This is a genomic window from Pseudomonas sp. TSO6 (genome assembly GCF_056098905.1).
The window spans coordinates 1-24514 of record NZ_JBLZWV010000019.1 but is presented as its reverse complement, the minus strand read 5'-3'; the positions used below and the strand labels follow the sequence as shown (position 1 = coordinate 24514).

Below are 24514 nucleotides of genomic sequence, written 5' to 3'. Positions count from 1 at the left end.
GCGCCCGTCAAGATCGCCCGCGATTCCGGCCGGGCGACCTGCATTCAATACCGAGGTTAGTCATGTCCACCACGCCCGCCACCCCCAAGGTAGGTTTCGTAAGCCTGGGTTGCCCAAAAGCCCTGGTCGATTCCGAGCGCATCCTCACCCAGCTGCGCATGGAAGGTTATGAAGTCGTGCCCACCTACGAGGACGCCGACGTGGTGGTGGTCAACACCTGCGGCTTCATCGACAGCGCCAAGGCCGAGTCGCTGGAAGTGATCGGCGAAGCGATCAAGGAAAACGGCAAGGTCATCGTCACCGGCTGCATGGGTGTCGAGGAAGGCAGCATCCGTGACGTGCACCCCAGCGTGCTGTCGGTCACCGGCCCACAGCAGTACGAGCAGGTGGTCAACGCCGTGCACGAAGTGGTACCGCCACGCCAGGACCACAACCCACTGATCGACCTGGTGCCGCCACAGGGCATCAAGCTGACCCCGCGCCACTATGCGTACCTGAAAATTTCCGAAGGCTGCAACCACAGCTGCAGCTTCTGCATCATCCCGTCGATGCGCGGCAAGCTGGTCAGCCGCCCGGTGGGTGAAGTGCTGAGCGAGGCCGAGCGCCTGGTCAAGGCCGGGGTCAAGGAGATCCTGGTGATTTCCCAGGACACCAGCGCCTACGGCGTCGACGTCAAGTACAAGACCGACTTCTGGAACGGCCGCCCGGTCAAGACCCGCATGCTCGAACTGTGCGAGGCCCTGAGCAGCCTGGGTGCCTGGGTACGCCTGCACTATGTGTACCCGTACCCGAACGTCGACGACGTTATCCCGCTGATGGCCGCCGGCAAGATCCTGCCGTACCTGGACATCCCGTTCCAGCACGCCAGCCCGAAAGTGCTCAAGTCGATGAAGCGCCCTGCCTTCGAAGACCGCACCCTGGCGCGCATCAAGAACTGGCGCGAACAGTGCCCTGAGCTGGTGATCCGCTCCACCTTCATTGTCGGCTTCCCGGGCGAGACCGAGGAAGACTTCCAGTACCTGCTGGACTGGCTGACCGAAGCCCAGCTCGACCGTGTGGGCTGCTTCCAGTACTCGCCGGTAGAAGGCGCCCCGGCCAACGACCTGGGCCTGGAAGAAGTGCCGGACGACATCAAGCAAGCGCGCTGGGACCGCTTCATGGCCCACCAGCAGGCCATCAGCACCGCCCGCCTGCAACTGCGCATCGGCAAGGAAATCGAAGTGCTGATCGACGAAGTTGAGGAGCAAGGTTCGGTTGGCCGCAGCTTCTTCGATGCCCCGGAAATCGACGGCAGCGTGTTCATCGATGGCGACCATGGCTTCAAGCCAGGCGACAAAGTGCGTTGCCGTGTAGTGGATGCCGACGAATACGACATGTGGGCAGAGCCCATCTAAAACGGCTGAAACCTGAAAAGCCCCTGCCCTGGCATTCCCCGCGAGAATGACCGGCGCGGGGGCTTTTTTCGTTAAAACGTGTGAAACAGCATCAGGCCCCCCTCTGCATCCGGGCTGGCATCAGAGAAGCCTTTGACCGCATAGAGCTGGACTTTCCATTGCTGGTTGAGCTTGTGGGTCAGGAACAGGGTGAGTTCCTTGATCTGCGAACCGGTCGAGACCACTTTCTGCCGCCAGTCGTAGGAGGCGCCCGCGGAAGTACCTGCAGCCACAGGCAGGGCGAAGCCAAGGCTGATAAATACCGGGTCGTCAAAGTCGCTGTCGGGCGGGTCGCCGAACTTCTTCCAGCCCAATGTCGCGAAGCCTGTGACCGGGCCAAAGCCCTGAGTGATGTCGACCTGGGCGGTGTAGTCGTATTCACCGGTGCCAAGGCACTGGTCTTCATCGGCGGTGGGGAATTTGACCTTGCCGATCAGGTCGAGCATCAGGCCGCCGTCACTGCCATCCAGCAGGGCATACCCGGCGCTGACGACCGTGTCACCCAGCCCGCTTTCCACATCCCGGCAACCTCCGGGCAGGGGGTCACCATTGGGGCCTACTTCCGGGTTGGTGATACGCAACCAGGGCAAGGTGACCTTGTAGGTCATGGGGCCGGTTTCATATTTGCCGACCACGGGGACGTACCAGATTTCCGAAGTGGTACCTGTGCCATAGTCGCCACTTGAGTAGTCCATGCCGATGGCGGTGCTGAAGGTATCGGCCACGGTCGACGCACTGGTGCATGACAGCAGGCAGGCAAAAAGAGGGAGCGCGGGTCTCATCTGCACCTCAGTACCCATTCGGGAAGTGTGGTCGGACTTCCCCAGCCTAGTTGCCTAACGCCCGGATCGCTCCGGATGCTCTACTTTTTCGACGGTCTCTACCTTTTCCGGCCTTTCGATGGTTTCGAATTTCTCGACTTTTTCCACCTTCTCTACCTTTTCAGGCTTTTCTACTTTCTCTACCTTTTCGACTTTTTCGACTTTTTCGACTTTTTCGACTTTTTCAGGCTTTTCGACTTTTTCGACCTTCTCAACTTTTTCTACTTTCTCGACTTTTTCAGGCTTTTCGACCTTCTCAACCTTCTCGACCTTCTCAACCTTCTCAACCTTCTCAACCTTTTCCACTTTCTCGACTTCAATCTTCTCTACCCGATCACCCTTCCCACTGTTGCTGCTCTCGGGCTGCTCCACGGTTTCGACATGCTCTGACTTGCCAGACTTGTCCACGCTTTCAGACCTGCCGTGACCACTGGCGTCTTCAACGGTACTGCGCCCACTGTGATCATCACTGCTTTCGCTGCGAACACTGATCGCCTCGCTTGTTCCATGGCCGCTATTGTCGGAGCCGCCTGAATCACTGCTGTCGTGCTCGCCGCCGTGCCCCGAATGGCCTCGGTCCGGGTTGTCAGCACGGTCATCCTGGAATTCCACACGGGTGGCCCGTAACTCGTGAGTACCACTGAGCACGCCGCTGACCCGAACGCGTTGATCGAGCGCCAACACTGCAGGCTGCCTGCCGACAACCACGGTGCCCTGCCCCAGCGTCACATTGATGCCCGCGACCACCAGTTGCCGTGCCTGCACGCGCTGCACCAACCCTTCGACCACCGCCTGCTGGACGCGGCCAGCAAACGGCAGGCTCGGGTCTGGACGGGTTTGTGCCACTTCCAGCTGGCGCCCGGTCCACTGGCCGCGCACCAGCACTTCGCGCGCGGGGGCTACGCGGGTGCCCAGCGCCAACCCTTGCAGGCTGCCTGGGCGGTCGATTGCACCAATGGCACTGGCCTCTCTGAGGCCCGGCGCCCGTTCGATACGGGTTGCCACCACTTCGCCCGTGGCATCGCGCAGGCCACTGACCCGGACCGGCTCGCCTGCACGCAGCCCTTCAGCCACCCGCGCGCCTGCGGCGAGCCGCACAGGCTGGCCCATCACCCGCAGGGGCGCCGAAGCATTGGGGAGCGCCGTCAGCGGCCCTTCGTAGACGTTGAGGATAGAAATACGCCCTGCCTGGAGACCGCGCTGGGTGGCAATTGCCTCCACCGCTACAACCTGCCCGATCGCCAAGTGAGCACTGCTGGCGGGCGCACCGTTTTCACTCACCGGCACGTCTTTGCCATAGTGCACTTCCATGCCATTGACGCAGATCGAAGCAAACCCGGTGATGGTGCCGACGATGCCGGTACCACCGGTACCGCCTGGGCGCAGGATCGGCGCACCGGTACCACCTACCCCGCCGTTACCGTGATCAAAGTAGGTGCCGTCCACACCTTCGGCCACCGCGCCAGTGCCGCCGGTGCCGCCAGGGCGTTGCGGGAGAGGCGCGCCAGTGCCGCCGATACCACCGTTTTCACTGCGTGCACCGGTACCGCCTGTCCCCCCCGGAAACTGCAGGCCTGTGGCACCGGCCATGCCCACTTCGTCGCGGCTGACACAAACCGGTGCTGCAACCACCTCGGCAGGCGCCGCCAGGTTCAACCCCAGGACCAGGGCAACGGCAACGGCACGGAGGCAGCGCGTGAGGGGGGTCATGGGCCTGGCGTCTTGGACAATTCGGGGTCGGTAGCTTCAGTGTAGAAATAAAGCCCGACAGTGATGCGCTGACGTTGCTCCGCGCTGGGCTCATCAACGTTTTCCAGCTCTGCTGCGAGCCGGCTGAAGGCCAGCAGCGTCTGCATGCCATCTTTGGCAACCACTTCACGCACGTGCTCGACGCTGGCGGGGCTCAAAGCATCGTAGTGCACACTGCGTTCGAAGAACGGCAGGCCCTGGCCACTGAGGTTGTGCACCGCTGCGCTGGCATGGTCATGCAGGTTGTGGCCCAAGTACGCGGCTTTTTCATCGAAACCTTTCTGCGGCACGAACGCCTGGGCTTGCAGGTGCACACGATCCTGCTCATCAAGCCGGACGATGCCAAGGCGCAACCACTCATCCAGCACCACACGCCCGCGGATATCTGTGCTGACCGTGGCCACCAGGGCATCGAATGAGCACTCGCCACCCACACTTGCCAAACGCGGCAGTGCCAGTGCCTGGCCAGGTGCCGAGCAGAACGGCGGGCGGGAGGTCCATGCATTGACCAACTGTGCGCCCAGGGTGATGTTCGCCGGCAAGGCCTCGAGTGCCATGCCACCTTCGCTGCGCAGCCGCCGGACATCCTTGCGATGCACGCCTGTAAGCAGGCTTACGCGGCTGTCAGTGGGCGGGGTGCCGTCCAGACGAAACTCACGATGGGCTACGTCGACGAACACCTCCTTGAGCAGGTCAGCGAACATCGTGTAGGTAACCCCTTTGCGCAACATCAAGCGCACCAGCGGGCGCATGACACGCCGCAGTGCGCTTAACATCGAAGGGGGCAGAGTTGGGCTGATCAACGCCTGTCAGCTCCTGCTGTTGTCATCACCCGGTTCGCCACCCACATGGTTGCCGTGATCATCACCAGGTTCACCACCAACGTGATTGCCGTGATCATCGCCAGGCTCGCCGCCGGCATGATTACCATGATCATCCCCGGGCTCACCACCCACGTGATTGCCATGATCGTCACCCGCTTCAGCATGGTTGCCGCTGCGCCCAGCATTTGAATCACCGGCGTGGCCCAGGCCGGAGTTGCCATGGCCGCTGCCACTGTTGCCGGCATGGCCGCCGGCATGGCCGCCGCCGTCACCGCCACTGCCGTGGCCACCACCGCCGCCACTTCCACCACCGCTTCCGCCGCCGCCACCGTGGCCGCCACCACCTCCGCCGCTTCCGCCGCCACCACCGTGGCCGCCACCACCTCCGCCGCTTCCGCCGCCACCACCGTGGCCACCACCCCCGCCGCCTCCGCCGCCGCCGTGGCCACCACCACCACCACCGCCATCTTTGGCGTAGGCGCTGGAGCCATGAGAAATCGAGTCAGGGATCAAAACAATGGACGTCGACAGCACGCCAGCCACGGCAACCGCCAGTAAAGCCTTCTTGAACAGCAGGTGGATTTGCATAGTCCGTCTCCAGGTCGTCGCCACGAGAACGCCAAATCAGCAGAAATCTTGTTTTCAGTGTTTTCTTTTCTTTGCGTGGGATTTTTTCCCACGCTTAACTAATAGACCCCTGCGCCCCGCGCTTCCAGCGCCGCGCGAACAAGCCGACCGGTGGTTGGCCTGCTATGTTTTCCTGATCGCCATGGAGGACCACCGGCATGCCATCGCTACTGACGCTACAAACCCCGCACTTGCGCGACTACGGCGAGCTTGTGCAGGTGTGGGAGGACTCGGTACGTGCCACTCACGATTTCCTGCCAGAGGGCTACATTGTTTTACTGCGAGAACAGGTACTGCGCCGCTACCTCGACGCAGTGATGCTGATCTGCTGCAGGGACCGGCAGCGCATCTGTGGCTTTGCCGGGGTCGCCAACGGGCGCGTGGACATGCTGTTTGTTGCACCGGATTACCGTGGCAAAGGGGTGGGCAAGCGCCTGCTGCACTATGCCATCGACGAGCTGAACGCCGAGCGCCTGGACGTCAACGAGCAAAACCCTCAGGCCTTGGGCTTTTACCTACACGAAGGCTTCGAAGTAATTGGCCGATCGGAAACCGACGGCCTGGGCCAGCCCTACCCCCTCCTGCACATGCGCCTGAGCAAAACGGCGTAAATGACACAGATTCCCAGCCCCTCTGCCGCTCAGGCAGGTACAATGCTGGCCTTTCCCTGCCTTTGCGAATTGCCGTCATGTCCGAACCCGTCCGCCTGTCCAAACGCCTTATCGAGCAACTTGGCTGCTCTCGCCGCGATGCCGAGCTCTATATCGAAGGTGGCTGGGTCACGGTCGACGGCGTGGTGGTCGAGCAGCCGCAGTTCAAGGTAGAGGACCAGCGCGTCGAGCTGCTCCCGGGTGCCCGCGTCGAAGCGCTGGAGCCGGTAACCCTGCTGCTCAACCAGGCGGCCGGCGTGGACAGCGAAAGCGCCCGCGCCAGCATGAACATGGGCACCCTCAGCGAGGCGCACCGCGAAGGCGTGCGCGCCCTGCACGGGCACTTTAACCGCCAGGCCTGCGTGGCACCGCTCGAGCGCGGCGCCAGCGGCCTGCAGGTATTCACCCAGGACTGGCGGGTAAGCCGCAAGATCGAGGCCGACCTGCGTCGCCTGGAGCAGGAGTTCATTGTCGAAGTGCGCGGCGAGACCACACCTCAGGCGCTGGAACGCCTGGCGCGCGGTGCCACGCGCAATGACCGCGAGCTGCCCAAGGCCAAGGCCAGTTGGCAGAACGAGACCCACCTGCGCATGGTGCTGAAAAACCCCCAACCCGGGCAGATCGCCGAGCTGTGCGCCTACCTGCGCCTGGAGCTGGTAAGCATGCGCCGCATTCGCCTGGGCGGTGTGTCGATGGGCAAGCTGCCCCTCGGCCAATGGCGCTACGTGGCGACTACCGAACGTTTCTAAGCAACACGCCACGCACAAGCGTGGCACCTGAACAGGATTCTGCAGCAATGAACCACAACGACGTCCTGCGCAGCCTGCGCTACATGCTCAAGGTGAACGACGCCAAGATGGCCGAGATCATCGGGCTTTCCGGCCTCGAGGTGAACCCTTTGGTATTGGCCACCTACCTGAAGAAAGAAGAAGAGGAAGGCTTCGTCCGTTGCCCTGATCGGGTGATGGCGCACTTCCTCGATGGCCTGGTAATCCACCGCCGTGGCAAGGACGACAGCCGCCCGCCACTGCCGGTCGAGCTGCCAGTGACCAACAACCTCATCCTCAAGAAGCTGCGGGTGGCCTTCGAGCTCAAGGAAGACGACCTGCACGTGATCCTCAAGTCGGTCAATTTCCCGGTCAGCAAGCCTGAACTGAGCGCGCTGTTCCGCAAGGCCGGCCACGAAAACTACCGCCCGTGCGGCGACCAGTTGCTGCGCAACTTCCTCAAAGGCCTGACCCAGCGCGTGCGCGGCTAAGTGGCCATGCAGCATACGGTTGCACCCGTCGGCATCGTCCGCTCCTGCTTCAAGGAGAAATTCGCCATCCCGCGCCAGCCCCAACTGGCGCCTGCTGCGCGGGGCGTGCTCGAACTGCTGCCGCCGTTCGACCAGGGTGATGCGGTCGAAGGCCTGGAGCAGGTCAGCCATGTCTGGCTGCTGTTCCTGTTTCACCAGGCCCTCGAGGACAAGCCGCGCCTGAAAGTGCGGCCACCGCGTCTGGGCGGCAACAAGAGCATGGGGGTGTTCGCCACCCGTGCCACCCACCGGCCAAACGGCATCGGCCAGTCGGTAGTGCGCCTGGAGGGTGTGGAGCCCGGGCGCCTGTTGCTGTCCGGGATCGACCTGCTCGATGGCACGCCGGTGCTGGACATCAAGCCATATGTGCCGTACGCCGACTGCATTACAGACGCCTGCAACCAGATGGCCAACGCAGCGCCCGCCGCGATTGCCGTGCAGTGGGGCGACAACGCCCTGCCCCAGGCCCGCGAGCATGCACTGCGGCTGGCTGAACCGCTGGTAGAACTGATCGAACAATGCCTGGCGCAAGACCCGCGCCCGGCCTACCAGGTACCACCAGCCGAGCGGGTGTACGGGGTGAAGTTCTGGGATGTGCAGGTGAGGTGGCATTACCCTCAGCCGGAGGTGATCCGGGTGTTGGAGGTGGTGCTGGCCTGACCGCCCACCGACGCGAACAGCGCACATGAAAAAGGCGACCCTAGGGTCGCCTCTTTCGTTCTATAGCCGCGCGATCAGCGAGCCGGGCCTTCGGCCACGCCCAGGTCATCGGTCGGACGGGTATCGACCAGCGGTGCACCACCGGAAGCGAGCTCCGAGGCCAGCTTGTCGTTGTCCATTTCCTTGACCCACTTGGCCACGACCACGGTGGCAACAGCGTTGCCCACCAGGTTGGTCAGTGCGCGGGCTTCGGACATGAAGCGGTCGATGCCGAGGATCAGCGCCAGGCCAGCTACCGGCAGGTGGCCAACAGCCGACAGGGTGGCGGCCAGCACGATGAAGCCCGAACCGGTGACGCCGGCAGCACCTTTGGAAGCCACCAGCAGCACCAGCAGCAGGGTGATCTGGTGGGTGATGTCCATGGTGGTGTCGGTGGCCTGGGCGATGAACACCGCAGCCATGGTCAGGTAGATCGAGGTGCCGTCCAGGTTGAACGAGTAACCGGTCGGAATAACCAGGCCGACGACCGACTTCTTCGCGCCCAGGCGCTCCATCTTGGCCAGCATGCGTGGCAGGGCCGATTCCGAGGAGGAAGTACCCAGCACGATCAGCAGCTCTTCACGGATATAGCGGATCAGCTTGAGCACGCTGAAGCCGTGGGCGCGGCAGATACCGCCCAGCACCACCAGCACGAACAGCAGGCAGGTGATGTAGAAGCACGCCATCAGGTAGCCCAGTTGCACCAGCGAACCCACGCCGTACTGGCCGATGGTGAAGGCCATGGCGCCGAAAGCACCGATCGGGGCAAGCTTCATGATCATGTTGATGATGTTGAACATGACATGGGCGAAGCGGTCGATCATGTCCAGCAACGGCTTGCCGTAGCTGCCCAGGCGGTGCAGGGCAAAGCCGAACAGCACCGAGAACATCAGCACCTGCAGGATGTCGCCGTTGGCGAAGGCACCCACCACGGTGTTGGGGATGACATTGAGCAGGAAGCCGACGGTGGTCTGCTGGGCGCCGGCGGCGGCGTAGGCGGCCACGCTGCTGGCGTTCAGGGTGCTGACGTCGATGTGCATGCCAGCGCCCGGCTTGACCACGTTGACGACGACGAGGCCGATGATCAGGGCGATGGTGGAGACGATTTCAAAGTACAGCAGCGCGTAGCCGCCAGTCTTGCCGACCGACTTCATGCTCTGCATGCCGGCGATGCCGCTGACCACGGTGCAGAAGATGATCGGGGCAATGACCATCTTGATCAGTTTGACGAAGCCGTCACCCAAGGGTTTGAGGGCGACGCCCGTTTCCGGGTAGTAGTGGCCGAGCAGGATGCCGATGGTGATGGCAACGATCACCTGGACATACAGGGATTTGTACAGCGGCTGACGTGTCGTCATGGCTCATTTTCCTCAAGTGTGCCGGTTCACCCTTCCCAGGGTGATGGGGCACCTGAATCGCTAACCCTCCTGCACTTGGAGGGATTTGTCGTTGTGTTCGAGCTGCCTGGGCAGGCCTCTGCCAGGATCAATAGCAAGGGTGGTGCCAAAATGCCCATGAAGGGTGCAAGGGCCGTATTTGCTAGGGATAAATGCCCAACGACAGGGCGATTTGCCTGAGGAAGGCTGGCGGATTTCCGCCCGGTGGCGGGTTTTGTACAGGGGGGATGGCGGGAATCCGCCCAGCATTCGAAGGCTGTGCGATCCCTGTGGGAGCGGGTTTACCCGCGAATGGGCCGGTACAGGCGAAAAAATCAGTCCAGGTGGAAAGTGATCCTGAACGCCGCGCCACCCAAGGGCGAATCCCCCAGGCTGAGCTCGGCGTCATAGCTGTCGACAATGTCCTTGACCACCGCCAGCCCGATCCCCTGCCCGGGGTGCTGGCTGTCCAGCCGCTCGCCGCGCTCCAGAATGCGCTCACGCTGGTCGGCCGGCACCCCCGGCCCATCGTCCTCGATACATAAGGTCAGCTGCCCGGGCGCCTGCTCAAGGCTCACGCGCACCTGGCCCAGGCTCAGGCGGTAGGCGTTTTCCAGCAGGTTGCCGAGCATTTCCAGCAAGGCGCCCTGCTCCATCGGCACCTGCGCCGCATCGGGCAGCTCCAGCGTCACGTTCACCCGCTTGTCCCGGTACACCTTGGCCAAGGTGCTGCACAGGCTGTCGAGCAACGGCCGCAGCCTCACGCTGTGGCGCACCAGGCCGCTCTTGCGCAGGCTGGCGCGTTGCAGCTGATAGTCGATCTGCTGGCTCATGCGCTCGATCTGGCTTTGCAGCACCCGCGCCTGCTCGCGCTCACCGCTGCGCTGCTGCAGGCTTTCGCCCACGCCTTGCAACACCGCCAGCGGCGTCTTCAGGCTGTGCGCCAGGTCGTCCAGCGAGTCGCGGTAGCGCGTGCGCTGCTCACGTTCACTGCGCAACAGGCGGTTGAGCGAACGGGTGAGGCGCAGCAGCTCGCGCGGGTGCTCGCCGCTCAGGCCATCGCGCGCGCCCGACTCCACTTCATCCAGCTCGTGGCTAAGCCGGCGCAACGAGCGCAGGCCCCAGGTCAGGCCAGCCCATAGCAGCACCATCAGCGCCAGCAAGGCTGCACCGAAGCCCAGGTAGAGCTTCTCGCGCAGGCCATTGAGGGTGGCCTTGTACTCGCTCACCGGCTGCAGGGCGACAATGCTGTAGGCGGCACTCTGGCCACCCAGCAGCTTTACCTCGACGTCGTAGACAAAGAACTCTTCGCCATCTGCTTGATGAATGCGGGCGAACTCATTGCCGCGCCCGTCATAGCGCGGGCGGTAGTTGATGTGCCGGTCGGCGGTGGCCCGCGACTGCCAGACCAGATTGCCGTCGCGGTCGAAGATATAACCGAGCAGGCCCGTGTACGGCAGGTTATAGCGCTCGTCCGGCAGCAGGGCCGGCATCTGCAACTGACCATGCTCGATGCGCGCGGCGGAAATCAGCGTGGTCACATCCGAAGCCAGGCGCTGCTCGATCGACTCCTGCAGCGCCAGGCTGAAGGCCTTCTGCAAGGCCGGCAGCAGCGCCAGCATGAACAGCAAGGCCAGTACTGCGGCGGCCAGCATCAGGCGTACCCGCAGCGAGCGGATCATCGGCAGCGCTCGGTAAACAGGTAGCCCAGGCCGCGCACGGTGTCGATGGGTTTGAAGCCGTGCTCGCCCTCAAGCTTGCGGCGCAGGCGGCCGACCAGTACTTCGATGACATTGGGGTCGCGCTCCTCGTCGCCTGGGTACAGCTGCTCCATCAGGCGATCCTTGGCCACCACCTGCTGATGATGGCGCATCAGGTATTCGAGAATGCGGTACTCGTAGGCGGTCAGCGCCAGGGGCTGGTCGTCGAGGGTGGCCTGCTTGCGGTTGAGGTCGAGTACCAAGGGGCCTGCGGCGATGGTCGACTGGGTGAAGCCGCTGGAGCGGCGCAACAGGGCATTCAGCCGCGCTTCGAGCTCTTCGAACTGGAACGGTTTGACCAGATAGTCGTCGGCACCGGCGGCCAGGCCCTCGACCTTGTCCTGCCAGTTGCCGCGGGCGGTGAGGATGAGAATGGGGAAAGTCTTGTCCTGGCTGCGCAGGCGCGTGATCAGTTCCAGGCCACTGATACCGGGCAGGCCCAGGTCGATGATGGCCAGGTCGAAGTGGTACTGCCCGGCCTGGTACAGCGCCTCCTCGGCATCGGCGACCGCCTCGACCACATGGCCGCTTTCGCCTAGGCGGGTGTAGAGGTGATGGCGAAGCAGGGCTTCGTCCTCGACCACCAGCAGTTTCATGTGCAGCTCCTTAATGTGGATTGCCTGTACCGGCCTCGGCAGCACAAGGCTGCTCCTACAGGGGGTGGTATTCCTGTAGGAGCAGCCTTGTGCTGCGAAAGGGCCGGTACAGGATAACGCGGCTCGCCCGTCAGAACTTGTAGGAAGCAGCCAGGTATGTCTGCGCGCTGCTGGTCAGACGCAGGGTGCCGTCCTTCGGCCCGCCATGCGCGCCCACTTCGGTCGCGGCATTGGTGCGCAGGTAACGGTAGCCCAGTTCCACCGAAGCCTTGTCGGTGATGTCCTGGATCACACCGGCCTGCAGGCCGTAGGCATAACCGTAGTCGGTATCCCGGCTGGCGCCTGGCGAGTCCTGGGTGAGCTTGGTCATGCCCAGGCTGCCACCGCCGAACAGTTTGGTGGTATCGCCCACCGGCAGGAACAGGTCGTAGCTACCCAGCAGGTTTTCCTGGCGCAGCTTCAGGCCACTGTGGTCACCCGAGACGTTGTCGTAGGTCATGTAGTAGCGGCCCTGATCGTTTATCTTGCCCACACGTACACCCCAGGTGTCGTCCTTGCCGATGATGCCATCGGCATTGAGCTGGTCGGTGTTGCGCTGTAGCAGGCCGGACTTGCGAACCTTGTCGCTGGTCTGGCCGTAGGTGAGGCTGGCGAAGTTGTCGTCGGCGGCCTGGGCAGTGGTGATGCCAGCGGCGCAGACGGCCATGGCGGCAAGCAGGGTGTTGAAGGTTTTCATGGCTGGTAACTCCAGTTGGGTGCGCTGTTTCGGTCTGGAAGCTAGAGTAAGGAGGGCACCCTGAACCGCGACTGAACCCTGGCTGAACCTCGGCTGAACGAACTGTCTGCAAGACAAGGAGTAGTAAAGATGCGTGCCCTGCTGGCCCTGACCCTGATGTGCAGCGCCGCCCTCGCCCAAGCGGCGGTAGTGACCCGTGAAATTCCCTACCAGGACGCCGACGGCAATCGCCTGGTCGGCTACTACGCCTACGACGATGCGCTGGACGACAAACGCCCAGGCATCGTGGTGGTGCATGAATGGTGGGGCCTGAACGACTATGCCAAGCGCCGTGCACGAGATCTGGCGGCCCTGGGCTACAAAGCGCTGGCCATCGACATGTACGGCGATGGCAAGCACACCGAGCATCCGCAGGATGCCCAGGCATTCATGGCCGAAGCGATGAAGGACCCGGCCGCGGCAGCAGCGCGCTTCGACGCGGGCCTGGAGTTGCTGAAAAAGCAGCCGAACGTCAACAAGCACCAACTGGGCGCTGTGGGCTACTGCTTTGGCGGCAAGGTGGTGCTTGATGCCGCACGCAGGGGCGAGAAGCTGGACGGCGTGGTGAGCTTCCATGGCGCGCTGGCCACCCAGACGCCGGCCAAGCCTGGCGTAGTACGGGCGGACATCCTGGTTGAACATGGCGCTGCGGACAGCATGGTCGCCCAGCAGCAGGTGGACGCGTTCAAGGCAGAAATGGATGCGGCCAAGGTCAACTACCAGTTCGTCAGCATTGACGGCGCCAAGCATGGGTTTACCAACCCCGATGCTGACCGGCTGAGCCATGGCGAACATGGGGGGCCGGACATTGGCTATAACAAGGCGGCGGACGAGAGCTCCTGGGCGGACATGCAGGCGTTCTTCAAGAAGGTGTTCAAATAACGATTGTCGGGGGGCCGCTGTGCGGCCCATCGCCGGCAAGCCAGCTCCCACAAGCACTGCGCAAACCTCAAGCGCTGCGCAGCACCTGTGGGAGCTGGCTTGCCGGCGATGGGCTGCAACGCAGCCCCAGCAATCCCACCTCCCACACCGCCGCTGCGGCTGGCACAATAGCCCCATGAACACTCTCCCCGCCTGCTGCGCCCCACTCCAGCACCACTGGCCCCTGCCCCGCCCGCTGCCCGGCGCGGTGCTGGTCAGTTGTGCCTTCGACCCTGCCCGCCTGGCACCCGACGACTTCCAGCGCGCCGGCGTCGTGCCCAGTGCCAGCCTGCAGCGCTCGGTGGCCAAGCGCCAGGCTGAGTACCTGGCCGGTCGCGTATGCGCGCGCGCGGCGCTGCAGCGCCTGGACGGTCGCGACTACGTGCCCGGCACCCATGAGGACCGCTCGCCGATCTGGCCGGCGGGCGTTCGCGGCTCGATCACCCACGGCAAAGGCTGGGCCGCCGCCGTAGTCGCCGCCGAGGGCAGTTGCCAGGGCCTGGGCCTGGATCAGGAGGCCTTGCTGGATGACGAACGCGCCGAACGGCTGATGGCCGAAATCCTCACCCCGCCCGAGCTCGAACGCCTGGACCGCCGTCAACTCGACCTGACGGTCACCCTGACCTTCTCGCTGAAGGAAAGCCTGTTCAAGACCCTCTACCCGCTGACCCGCCAGCGCTTCTATTTCGAACACGCCGAAGTGCTGGACTGGTCCACCGAAGGCCTGGCCCGCCTGCGCCTGCTCACCGACCTGTCGCCGCAGTGGCGCCAAGGCGCCGAGTTGCAAGGCCAATTCTGCCTGCAGGACGGCCACCTGCTCAGCCTGGTCAGCGTATGACCTTTACTGTGGCGCTTGCTGGCGTGGCCAGTTCAGGCTGAAGCAGGCGCCACCCAACGCTTCGCTGCGCCCCACCGTCGCCCGGCCCGTGTGCCAGTAAATGATTCGCCGCACGATCGACAGGCCCAGGCCGTGCCCACCCGAAGCACGGGTGCGGCTGTCGTCCAGGCGGGTGAACGGGGTGAAGATACGGTCCCAGAAGCCCTCGGGGATGCCGGGGCCGTCATCTTCGACATCAATGCGGCACCGCTGCTGCCCCAACTGGTAACTCACGCGCACCTCAGAACCGGCATGGCGCATGGCGTTGCCGACCAGGTTCTGCAGTGCCCGGTGCAAGTACCGCGGCTCGGCCTCGACCCAGGCGCCTTCGGCATCCGCGCCCTGGCAGTCGCCGCGCACTACCCGCACCTCGGCACGCAACGGTGCCAGCTCTTCGATCACCCGCGCGAGCAAGGCGTCCAGGTCGACCCGCTGGAACTTCAAAGCCGGCGCGCCTTGCTCCAGGCGGGCGTAGGTCAGCATTTCGTCGACCAGCTTGTCGAGGTCCTGGATATCCCCGTCCATGCCGGCCAGATGCTTGGCCCGTGCCTGTTCGGTGGTGGCACTTTCGATCATCTCCAGGCCAAAGCGCAGGCGCGCAACCGGCGTACGCAACTCGTGGGACACCGCCCGCACCAGCTCGCGCTGCATGCTCAGCGAGCGCTGCAGGTGCTCGGCCATGCCGTTGAAGGCGGCGGCCAGGCGCCCTACCGAGTCGGCGTCGCCTGCGGGCACGCGGGTGTCCAGGCTGCCCTGGGCGATGCGTGTGGCGGCAATCTCCAGGCCCGACACGCGGCGCTCCAGCTGGCGCACCAGCAGGTAGACCACCAGGCCGATCAGGCACAGGCCGAGAAAGGTAATCAGGATCAGCAACTGCGGCGGATACGGGTTGAGCTGGTACAACGGGCCTATTTCCAGCACCCAGGGCGAGCCTGCCAGCCCGGCAGACACACGGATCGAGTCGCCATCCTTGCCCAGCGCCATGACTGTGTCGCCCTCCTCGACCCGACGCCGCTGGTCATCGTCCAGGCTTACCCGCTCGATGCGCTGCAGCGCGACGCCAAAGCCAAAGCCCTTCTCCTGCTTGATCTGGGCCAGCCGCTGCTGCTGCTCGGTGATCGGGTAGCGCACCAGTTCGTCGGCCAACAGATACAGCGTGGCCCGCGCCAGTTGCTCGCTTATCTGTTTGATCTGCGCCACCAGCATCAGGTCTTCCTGGCCGACCTTGCGCAGCACTTGCGCCGCATGCGGGCCAGTCTTCTCGACCACCACCAGCCCGCGATACAGGCGCGCCCGCTGGCCTCCGTCGAGGCTGCGCGCAGTCATCGGCTGCAGCGCCAGCGGCACACCGAGCAATCGCTCCCAGATCAGCAGCGAGCGCTTGCGTTCGGTTGCATTCTGCTGCGCCAGGTTGTCAGCCATCAGGCTGAACGTGCCCTGGGCCAGGCCCTCGCGGTGCTGGGCGGCGCGCACTTCGTTGACCAGGTGCAGGGTGAGCACGCCGAGCAGCGCCACCAGCACCAGCACAGCCAGCATGCCACCGTAGATACGCAGAAAGATCGAGTTGTTCATGGCGCTTCGCCGACAAACAGGTACCCCTTGCTGCGCAGGGTCTTGATCAGCCGTGGCTGAAGCGGGTCATCGCCGATCTTGGGGCGGATCTTCGAGATACGTATGTCGATGGAGCGGTCCTGGCCGTCGTAGCCCACGCCACGCAACGCGGTGAAGATCTGTTCGCGGGTCAGTACCCGGCCGGCGTTGCTGGCCAGCAGCCAGAGCAGGTCGAATTCGGCGCCGGTCAGCTCGATCAGCTGTTCGCCCAGGCGCGCCTCGCGCAGTCGGTTGTCGATACGCAGTTCGCCAAAGGTCACCTCCTGGCGCTTGCTGTCCACCGCTTCGCTGCGCCGCAGCAGGGCCTGGATACGCGCCAGCAGCAGGCGTGGGCGTACCGGTTTGCAGACGTAGTCGTCGGCACCCAGGTCCAGGCCTTGGACCTGGTCGAGTTCGTCGCTGCGTGCAGTGAGCATGAGGATCGGCCCGGGGTACTGGCTGCGCACCCGGCGGCAGATGCTCAGGCCGTCCTCGCCAGGCAGCATGAGGTCGAGGATGACCAGGTCGGGTTGGCTGTCGACGATACGCCGCGCGGCACGGGCGCCATCCCCCTCCACCGCGACCTCGAAGCCGTTGGCCTGCAGGTACTCGGCGGTGAGCTCGGCCAGGCGCTGGTCGTCTTCGACAATGAGGATGCGGGGTACGGGGTGGTCCATGGCTTTGGCCTTGTTGTTCTTGGGATCGTGTAAGGGCAGCTGAGAGTATGGCTGTAGATGGGCGGCGCTCGATCTCCCAGGCACCCCAGATCTTCAGACATGCACTACCGCCCCCTGAACTGAACCGTTTTTTGTGACAGGTATCCCGCCCGAAAAAAACTGCCCAAGGGCGTCACCACGCAGAAAAATACTGCAAACCACTTGGCACAAGGCCTACAGCGAATACCCACCATTCACTCACAAAGTACGCACACGTTATCCACAGGCGCTCGCCTTGCAAAGCCCCCAATACCGCATTATCTTGTATCCCGAACGCTGCGAACCACTACATATAGGGGTTCGCGCAAAATCACACACAAAAGTCAACCCGCAAAATCAAGCGATTTTCCGGGCTGAACTTCAGGTGATTTCAGCAGCCAAACCGCTCCTGCGGAGGCGACCGAGGCAAGCCCTTTCAGGGCGTTGTTCGGGTATGAGTGTTGCAGGCAACGCCTGGCACTCATCAGCACCGGTTTTTGGGATGTACCCAGAACCTTTGACTTCGGCCAGGGAGCGGCAAGCTATTGCCCCTTATTCCTGAGTCTGTCCCGAAGTCGGTACGCCCGTGCGGGCGGATGCGCATGCACTGCGCATCCCCGCCGGGTCATCGAGCAAGTGGACGGAACGGTGGGCGCCCAAAAGGCGCCTGAACAATATAGAAACTGTGGAGACACCCACCCATGCAAACCGACACAACTCGCGAGAACCCGCAGGCCAAGGTGCCGCAGGCCGCCGATTCCAACCAGGATCTGGCCGCCACCGCCCCTGGCCAACTGCGCGTGATCAAGCGTAACGGTACTGTCGTCCCCTACACCGACGACAAGATCACCGTTGCCATCACCAAGGCGTTCCTTGCAGTTGAAGGCGGCACTGCCGCCGCTTCGTCGCGCATCCACGACACCGTCGCGCGCCTGACCGAACAGGTTACCGCCACGTTCAAACGTCGCATGCCATCGGGTGGCACCATCCACATCGAAGAAATCCAGGACCAGGTAGAACTGGCCCTGATGCGCGCCGGCGAGCAGAAAGTTGCCCGCGACTACGTGATCTACCGCGACCAGCGCGCCAAGGAGCGTGCCACCCGCGCCAACACCGACGCCGTGGTCGAGCCGCACCCGAGCATCCGCATCACCCTGGCCGACGGCAGCCTGGCGCCGCTCGACATGGCCCGCCTGAACACCATCATCAGCGAAGCCTGCGAAGGCCTGGCCGAAGTCGATGGCGACCTGATCCAGCGCGAAACCCTGAAGAACCTGTACGACGGTGTCGCCATCAAGGACGTCAACACCGCCCTGGTGATGACCGCCCGTACCCTGGTAGAGCGCGAGCCGAACTACTCGTTCGTTACCGCCCGCCTGCTGATGGACACCCTGCGCGCCGAAGGCCTTGGCTTCCTGAACGTAGCCGACAGCGCCACCCACCACGAGATGGCTGACCTGTACGCCAAGGCCCTGCCGGCCTACATCGCCAAAGGTATCGAGTTCGAGCTGCTGAACCCGGCCCTGGCCGACTTCGACCTGGAAAAACTGGGCAAGGCGATCAACCACGAGCGCGACCAGCAGTTCACCTACCTGGGCCTGCAGACCCTGTACGACCGTTACTTCATCCACAAGGATGGCGTGCGCTTCGAGCTGCCTCAGGTGTTCTTCATGCGTGTGGCCATGGGCCTGGCGCTGGAAGAGAAAGACAAGGAAGCCCGTGCGATCGAGTTCTACAACCTGTTGTCGTCCTTCGACTACATGGCCTCGACCCCGACCCTGTTCAACGCCGGTACCCTGCGCCCGCAGCTGTCCAGCTGCTACCTGACCACCGTGCCGGACGACCTGTCGGGCATCTACCACGCGATCCACGACAACGCCATGCTGTCGAAATTCGCCGGTGGCCTGGGCAACGACTGGACCCCTGTGCGTGCACTGGGCTCCTACATCAAGGGCACCAACGGCAAGTCCCAGGGCGTCGTACCGTTCCTGAAAGTGGTCAACGACACCGCCGTTGCCGTCAACCAGGGTGGCAAGCGCAAGGGGGCCGTGTGTGCCTACCTGGAAACCTGGCACCTGGACATCGAAGAGTTCATCGAGCTGCGCAAGAACACCGGTGATGACCGTCGTCGTACCCACGACATGAACACCGCCAACTGGATCCCTGACCTGTTCATGAAGCGTGTCTTCGATGACGGCAAGTGGACCCTGTTCTCGCCTTCGGAAGTGCCAGACCTGCACGACCTGACCGGCAAGGCCTTCGAAGAGCGCTACGAGTACTACGAAGCCCTGACCGAGTACAACAAGATCAAGGTGTTCAAGACCATCCAGGCCAAAGACCTGTGGCGCAAGATGCTGTCGATGCTGTTCGAGACCGGCCACCCGTGGCTGACCTTCAAGGACCCGTGCAACCTGCGTTCGCCGCAGCAGCACGTAGGCGTGGTTCACAGCTCGAACCTGTGCACCGAGATCACCTTGAACACCAACAAGGACGAGATCGCGGTCTGCAACCTGGGCTCGATCAACCTGCCGAACCACATCGTCGACGGCAAGCTGGACACCGTTAAGCTGCAACGCACCGTGAACACTGCCGTGCGCATGCTCGACAACGTGATCGACATCAACTACTACTCGGTGCCGCAAGCGCGTAACTCGAACCTCAAGCACCGCCCGGTCGGCCTGGGCATCATGGGCTTCCAGGACGCACTGTACCTGCAGCACATCGCCTACGGCTCCGACGCTGCCGTCGAGTTCGCTGACAAGTCGATGGAAGCGGTCAGCTACTTCGCGATCCAGGCGTCCTGCGACCTGGCCGACGAGCGTGGTGCCTACGAGACCTTCCAGGGTTCGCTGTGGTCCAAAGGCATCCTGCCGCTGGATTCGCAACAGATCCTGATCGAAGCCCGTGGCCAGAAGTACATCGACGTCGACCTGAACGAGACCCTGGACTGGGCGCCGGTGCGTGCTCGCGTACAAAAAGGTATTCGTAACTCGAACATCATGGCCATCGCGCCAACCGCGACCATCGCCAACATCACCGGCGTGTCGCAGTCGATCGAGCCGACCTACCAGAACCTGTACGTGAAATCGAACCTGTCGGGCGAGTTCACCGTGATCAACCCGTACCTGGTCCGTGACCTGAAGGCCCGCGGCCTGTGGGACTCGGTCATGATCAACGACCTGAAGTACTACGACGGTTCGGTGCAGCAGATCGAGCGTATCCCGCAAGAGCTGAAAGACCTGTACGCCACCGCGTTCGAAGTCGAGACCAAGTGGATTGTCGACGCTGCTTCCCGTCGCCAGAAGTGGATCGACCAGGCTCAGTCGCTGAACCTGTACATCGCGGGGGCATCGGGCAAGAAGCTGGACGTGACCTACCGCATGGCCTGGTACCGTGGCCTGAAAACCACCTACTACCTCCGTGCCCTGGCTGCGACCAGCACCGAGAAGTCGACCATCAACACCGGCAAGCTCAACGCCGTTTCCAGCGGTGGCGACAGCGCCCCGGTCCAGGCAGCCGGCCCGGCGCCAGTGCCGAAGGCCTGCGCGATCGACGAACCTGACTGCGAAGCCTGCCAGTAAGGCCTGAATGCCGCGCGGGGTGCCTACGGGTGCCCCGCGCGGCATTTTTGTATCCGTGCCTCAGAGAAACCCTGCCCTTTGCCCACCGCTCGCGCGGCTCGGTAAAAGATCAGCACCTCTCAAAACAGGACGCAAGCCCATGGCACGGAAAAAAGTGGCAACTCGCAAGATTGGTCGTAATGCTGAAACCGGCCGTTTTACCTCGGTAGAAGTAGCACGCAAACAACCCAAGACGCATGTCGTCGAAACGCTGCGCAGCCACCGCTGCTAGTGTTGCCTGCCCCGGCCTCATCACCGGCAAGCCAGCTCCCACAGGTACTGCATCGCCCTGCGGTCAGGCGCGGTGCCTGTGGGAGCTGGCTTGCCGGCGATGAGGCCCGAACACACAAGATAATCCCTCAGAAACACTATATGGTGTGTCCTAAAATTTAAACTGGCACAACATATAGGTTGGCGCTACACTCTCCCCCCGTAGAAGAACACAGCCATTTCGTGAACGGATGCACGCAAAACCGGTCGAAAAAGTTACCCTCGCCCGCAAGACATGCGCCCCGATCGAAGGTGAATTCCGGTATACTTTGCGCCCTCTGAAAAGAGCGCCATTCAATTGTCCTGGCCCCTCCCCGAGGCCTGGCCAGGTACAAGCCAGAACACATTCAGATGTAAACGAGAGTCAGCCTCTCGAGCTGTCCATTCGCCGTTACCGGCCTTGCGTCAGGCATCACATTTTTTAAAATCCAACCGGTTGCCCCAGGGCGACCCTCAAGCAGGAGCCAAACCATGCTGAGCTGGGACGAATTCGATAACGAAGACGGCGAAGTAGCCGCTAAAGGCAACACCCCTGCGCAGGCCGCTGCCGCCGCCACCCTCGACAAGCTCGACAGCGCCGGTGGTGCCGCCGCTCTGGAAGCTCGCGCTGCTACCGCGTCTGACTCCGAAGCCGTCAAACGTGCCAAAGCTGCCCTCGACGCCCTCGACGTGGCCGAAGGCCTGGCCGAGCTGGAAGGTTCTTCTGCCCGTGTCGCGGTAGACGAAAAGCGCATGATCAACTGCCGCGCCGACCTGAACCAGCTGGTACCGTTCAAGTACGACTGGGCCTGGCAGAAGTACCTGGACGGCTGCGCCAACCACTGGATGCCGCAAGAGGTCAACATGACCGCCGACATCGCCCTGTGGAAGAGCCAGGACGGCCTGACCGAAGACGAGCGCCGCATCGTCATGCGCAACCTCGGCTTCTTCTCCACCGCCGACTCGCTGGTTGCCAACAACCTTGCCCTGGCCGTGTACCGCCTGATCACCAACCCGGAGTGCCGCCAGTACATCCTGCGCCAGGCCTTCGAAGAGGCGATCCACACCCACGCCTACCAGTACTGCATCGAGTCGCTGGGCATGGATGAAGGCGAGATCTTCAACATGTACCACGAGATCCCGTCGGTCGCTAAAAAAGCCGCCTGGGGCCTGAAGTACACCCGCGCCATCTCCGACCCGGAATTCAACACCGGCACCGTCGAAACCGACAAAGAGCTGCTGCGCAACCTGATCGCCTACTACTGCGTACTGGAAGGCATCTTCTTCTACTGCGGCTTCACCCAGATCCTGTCCATGGGCCGCCGCAACAAGATGACCGGCGTTGCCGAGCAGTTCCAGTACATCCTGCGTGACGAGTCGATGCACCTGAACTTCGGTATCGACGTGATCAACCAGATCAAGATCGAGAACCCGCACCTGTGGGATGCGGCGATGAAGGAAGAAGCGACCCAGATGATCCTGCAAGGGACCCAGCTGGAGATCGAATACGCCCGTGACACCATGCCACGCGGCGTGCTGGGCATGAACGCGGCGATGATGGAGGACTACCTCAAGTTCATCGCCAACCGTCGTTTGACCCAGATTGGCCTGAAAGAAGAGTATCCAGGGACTACCAACCCGTTCCCATGGATGAGCGAGATCATGGACTTGAAGAAAGAGAAGAACTTCTTTGAGACGCGGGTGATTGAGTATCAGACGGGTGGTGCTTTGAGCTGGGACTGATTGTCCGGGCTGAACATCGAGGAGGCTGCCGATTGGCAGCCTTTTTTATTGGTAGAGGAAGCATAGCAAGTCAGCGGACGGTTTCGCCTGTGCTGGCCTCTTCGCGGGCATGCCCGCTCCCACCGAAGCAGAGCTCTGGCTTTGAGGCGGTGTTTTACTTTGAGATTGCGACCTGGGACCGCCAAATCCTTGAAGCCTACTCAAGTCGCTCAGCAGCCTTTTTGTAAGCTTTCGCGGCACAAGGCCGCTCCTACAGGGAATCGCGTAGCAGGGGGGATGTGCCAAGCTAGCTGGCGGCCGTGGCGCCAGGGAGCGCTCGATATTAGCCGATGAGCGTTGCGAAAAAGGAAGAGGCCCCGCCCACGCCGACAGGAGGGGTACGGCACCAACTAGGATGCCGGGACTGGACATGCCAGTCTGAGTGGTCGAGGGCGAGGCCAGATCTGAAGATAGCGCAGGCTAGCGGCAGGGTCCACAGCCAATCGGATTTGATTTGTAAACCATGTCCCGCGTACGGGGCGTGGAATGCAGCAACCGGGACCCTCCCGGCTCAGCTATCAGCCGTTGACAGTCCGCCTCCCCCTTGCTAATAATCGCCACAGTTGTACGACAACACATAACAAAAACAACAATCAGTGGACGATCCCATGTCGACACCCATCCCGCTCCACCCACGTCTGTTGCATACCCCTCTTCGCCCGGCCAGCTCGCGTACACCCGCCGCTACGTAGCGCCCGGTTACCGCGCATTCACCCCTGGCCCTGACCGGCCCGTTAACTACCCGCCCCCGCCGCAGGCCGCTTGCGCGTGCCCGGTGGACGGGCTGCCACACCCTTAGGGAGCACAACAATAATGAAAATCTGCCACACCTTGCCCTTCGCCCTGCTTGGCGCCGGGGTCATCGCCGGCCTGCCGGGCACCAGCCTGGCTGCGGGATTTGTCGAGGACAGCAAGGCCACCCTCGGGCTGCGCAACTTCTACATCAATCGTAACTTCACCAACCCCAGCAACCCGCAAAGCAAGGCCGAGGAGTGGACGCAAAGCTTCATTCTCGATGCCCGTTCGGGGTTCACCGAGGGGCCCGTCGGGTTCGGCGTGGATGTGTTGGGGCTGTGGTCGGTCAAGCTCGACGGCGGCGGCGGTACCTACGGCACGGCGTTGCTGCCCCGCCATGACGATGGCAAGCCGGCAGACGACTACGGGCGCCTGGCGGTGGCGGGCAAGGCGCGTATTTCCAAGACCGAGCTGAAGATTGGTGAGTGGATGCCGGTGCTGCCGATTCTTCGCTCGGACGACGGTCGCTCGTTGCCGCAGACATTCCGTGGCGGGCAGGTCACCTCCAATGAAATCGCAGGGCTGACCCTGTACGGCGGCCAGTTCCGCGGCAACAGCCCGCGTAACGACGCCAGCATGGAGGACATGAGCTACGGCGCTGGCGTGTCGGACCGGTTCAACTTCGTCGGCGGCGAGTACAAGTTCAACCAGGACCGCACGCTGGTAGGGCTGTGGAATGCGGTACTGAAGGACGTGTACCAGCAGCAATACCTGCAACTGAGCCACAGCCAGCCGGTGGGTGACTGGACCCTGGGTGCAAACCTGGGCTACTTCCATGGCGCTGAGGACGGCTCCGAACGCGCCGGCGAACTGGACAACAAGACCTACTCGGGAATGTTCTCGGCCAAGTACGGCGGCAGCACCTTCTGGGTAGGTTTGCAGAAAGTGGATGGCGATACCTGGATGCGGGTCAACGGCACCAGTGGCGGCACCTTGGCCAACGACAGTTACAACTCCAGCTTCGACAATGCCAACGAGCGCTCGTGGCAAGTGCGTCATGACTTCAACTTTGTCACCGTCGGGGTGCCGGGGCTGACCTTGATGAACCGCTATATCAGCGGGCGCGACGTGCACAGCGGGGTGGTGACCGATGGTAAGGAGTGGGTGCGTGAAACGGAGTTGGCGTACGTGATCCAGAGCGGGGCGTTCAAGGATTTGAGTGTGAAATGGCGAAATTCGTCGATACGACGGGATTACAGCAATAACGAGTTCGATGAGAACCGTTTGATCTTCAATTACCCGTTATCGCTCTTGTAACCGGGAAGACCGGCACTGATTGAAATTCGGGCCGCTTTGCGCCCCATCGCCGGCAAGCCAGCTCCCACCAGGCCGCGGTAATTTCCAGCCAAGTGGAGTACCTGTGGGAGCTGGCTTGCCG

The 24514-nt window shown here is 62.8% G+C and carries 21 protein-coding genes; 11 read left to right on the top strand and 10 right to left on the bottom strand.

Features of this window, described 5'->3' with window-relative positions:
* Positions 1-62 precede the first annotated feature (62 nt).
* Complete coding sequence (gene rimO, locus ACN6NG_RS05380; protein WP_059394723.1) at positions 63-1394, top strand: 30S ribosomal protein S12 methylthiotransferase RimO; 1332 nt, start codon at positions 63-65, stop codon at positions 1392-1394.
* Between the two features lie 71 nt (positions 1395-1465).
* On the opposite strand, the gene ACN6NG_RS05375 is transcribed toward rimO, so the two are convergent.
* The 4 genes from ACN6NG_RS05375 to ACN6NG_RS05360 are packed head-to-tail and all read right to left on the bottom strand — an operon-like array spanning position 1466 to position 5415.
* On the bottom strand, positions 1466-2215 hold the full coding sequence (locus tag ACN6NG_RS05375) for a hypothetical protein (protein WP_353455873.1): 750 nt from the start codon (positions 2213-2215) through the stop codon (positions 1466-1468).
* A gap of 54 nt (positions 2216-2269) precedes the next feature.
* Positions 2270-3964 carry a DUF5666 domain-containing protein gene (locus ACN6NG_RS05370; protein ID WP_474313148.1) on the bottom strand — a complete coding sequence of 565 codons (1695 nt, stop codon included), beginning with the start codon at positions 3962-3964 and terminating at the stop codon, positions 2270-2272.
* Positions 3961-4755 carry a DUF6502 family protein gene (locus ACN6NG_RS05365; RefSeq protein ID WP_474313146.1) on the bottom strand — a complete coding sequence of 265 codons (795 nt, stop codon included), beginning with the start codon at positions 4753-4755 and terminating at the stop codon, positions 3961-3963. The genes ACN6NG_RS05370 and ACN6NG_RS05365 overlap by 4 nt, the downstream gene beginning before the upstream one ends.
* A gap of 57 nt (positions 4756-4812) precedes the next feature.
* Entirely contained in the window at positions 4813-5415 is a 603-nt protein-coding gene (locus tag ACN6NG_RS05360) for a hypothetical protein (RefSeq protein WP_474313144.1), read from the bottom strand.
* 197 nt (positions 5416-5612) lie between these two features.
* Between ACN6NG_RS05360 and ACN6NG_RS05355 the strand changes: the two genes are divergently transcribed.
* The 4 genes from ACN6NG_RS05355 to tsaA all read left to right on the top strand — a co-directional run bounded on the left by ACN6NG_RS05355 (position 5613) and on the right by tsaA (position 8061).
* Complete coding sequence (locus ACN6NG_RS05355) at positions 5613-6065, top strand: GNAT family N-acetyltransferase (protein WP_049277698.1); 453 nt, start codon at positions 5613-5615, stop codon at positions 6063-6065.
* Positions 6066-6142: 77 nt separating this feature from the next.
* Entirely contained in the window at positions 6143-6853 is a 711-nt protein-coding gene (locus ACN6NG_RS05350) for an rRNA pseudouridine synthase (protein ID WP_063427453.1), read from the top strand.
* A 47-nt stretch (positions 6854-6900) separates the two neighbouring features.
* On the top strand, positions 6901-7362 hold the full coding sequence (locus tag ACN6NG_RS05345; protein ID WP_016498302.1) for a YehS family protein: 462 nt from the start codon (positions 6901-6903) through the stop codon (positions 7360-7362).
* A 6-nt stretch (positions 7363-7368) separates the two neighbouring features.
* On the top strand, positions 7369-8061 hold the full coding sequence (tsaA, locus tag ACN6NG_RS05340; RefSeq protein ID WP_063427455.1) for a tRNA (N6-threonylcarbamoyladenosine(37)-N6)-methyltransferase TrmO: 693 nt from the start codon (positions 7369-7371) through the stop codon (positions 8059-8061).
* A 74-nt stretch (positions 8062-8135) separates the two neighbouring features.
* Here the strand turns inward: tsaA and ACN6NG_RS05335 are convergent, their stop codons facing one another.
* The 4 genes from ACN6NG_RS05335 to ACN6NG_RS05320 form a co-directional block, all read right to left on the bottom strand.
* Positions 8136-9458 (bottom strand): dicarboxylate/amino acid:cation symporter, encoded by a 1323-nt coding sequence (locus ACN6NG_RS05335; RefSeq protein ID WP_016488678.1) that lies wholly within the window; start codon positions 9456-9458, stop codon positions 8136-8138.
* A 353-nt stretch (positions 9459-9811) separates the two neighbouring features.
* The gene (locus ACN6NG_RS05330) at positions 9812-11158 is read right to left on the bottom strand and encodes an ATP-binding protein (RefSeq protein WP_063427457.1); all 1347 of its coding nucleotides are present in this window, start codon (positions 11156-11158) and stop codon (positions 9812-9814) included.
* Entirely contained in the window at positions 11155-11832 is a 678-nt protein-coding gene (locus tag ACN6NG_RS05325) for a response regulator (RefSeq protein ID WP_016498299.1), read from the bottom strand. The genes ACN6NG_RS05330 and ACN6NG_RS05325 overlap by 4 nt, the downstream gene beginning before the upstream one ends.
* Positions 11833-11962: 130 nt before the next feature.
* Positions 11963-12568, bottom strand: a complete 606-nt coding sequence (locus ACN6NG_RS05320) for an outer membrane beta-barrel protein (protein ID WP_016488681.1) — start codon at positions 12566-12568, stop codon at positions 11963-11965.
* A 129-nt stretch (positions 12569-12697) separates the two neighbouring features.
* On the opposite strand from ACN6NG_RS05320, the gene ACN6NG_RS05315 reads away from it, so the two are divergent.
* Both ACN6NG_RS05315 and ACN6NG_RS05310 read left to right on the top strand, forming a co-directional pair.
* The gene (locus tag ACN6NG_RS05315) at positions 12698-13489 is read left to right on the top strand and encodes a dienelactone hydrolase family protein (protein ID WP_474313140.1); all 792 of its coding nucleotides are present in this window, start codon (positions 12698-12700) and stop codon (positions 13487-13489) included.
* A 175-nt stretch (positions 13490-13664) separates the two neighbouring features.
* Positions 13665-14366 (top strand): 4'-phosphopantetheinyl transferase family protein, encoded by a 702-nt coding sequence (locus ACN6NG_RS05310; RefSeq protein WP_197898721.1) that lies wholly within the window; start codon positions 13665-13667, stop codon positions 14364-14366.
* Positions 14367-14369: 3 nt separating this feature from the next.
* Here ACN6NG_RS05310 and ACN6NG_RS05305 read toward each other — a convergent pair whose 3' ends face one another.
* Together ACN6NG_RS05305 and ACN6NG_RS05300 are read right to left on the bottom strand one after the other, a co-directional pair.
* Positions 14370-15977: an ATP-binding protein gene (locus tag ACN6NG_RS05305; protein ID WP_474313138.1), complete on the bottom strand. Its 1608-nt coding sequence runs from the start codon at positions 15975-15977 to the stop codon at positions 14370-14372.
* On the bottom strand, positions 15974-16672 hold the full coding sequence (locus ACN6NG_RS05300; protein ID WP_016498295.1) for a response regulator: 699 nt from the start codon (positions 16670-16672) through the stop codon (positions 15974-15976). The genes ACN6NG_RS05305 and ACN6NG_RS05300 overlap by 4 nt, the downstream gene beginning before the upstream one ends.
* A 719-nt stretch (positions 16673-17391) precedes the next feature.
* Here ACN6NG_RS05300 and ACN6NG_RS05295 point away from each other — a divergent pair.
* The 4 genes from ACN6NG_RS05295 (at position 17392) to ACN6NG_RS05280 (ending at position 24393) form a co-directional block, all read left to right on the top strand.
* On the top strand, positions 17392-20271 hold the full coding sequence (locus tag ACN6NG_RS05295) for a ribonucleoside-diphosphate reductase subunit alpha (protein WP_016498294.1): 2880 nt from the start codon (positions 17392-17394) through the stop codon (positions 20269-20271).
* A 139-nt stretch (positions 20272-20410) separates the two neighbouring features.
* Positions 20411-20542 carry a hypothetical protein gene (locus ACN6NG_RS05290; protein WP_269669256.1) on the top strand — a complete coding sequence of 44 codons (132 nt, stop codon included), beginning with the start codon at positions 20411-20413 and terminating at the stop codon, positions 20540-20542.
* A 509-nt stretch (positions 20543-21051) separates the two neighbouring features.
* Positions 21052-22302: a ribonucleotide-diphosphate reductase subunit beta gene (locus tag ACN6NG_RS05285; RefSeq protein ID WP_016498293.1), complete on the top strand. Its 1251-nt coding sequence runs from the start codon at positions 21052-21054 to the stop codon at positions 22300-22302.
* Between the two features lie 852 nt (positions 22303-23154).
* Positions 23155-24393, top strand: coding sequence for an OprD family porin (locus ACN6NG_RS05280; RefSeq protein WP_063424748.1), 1239 nt, complete (start codon positions 23155-23157; stop codon positions 24391-24393).
* The last annotated feature ends 121 nt before the right edge of the window (positions 24394-24514 follow it).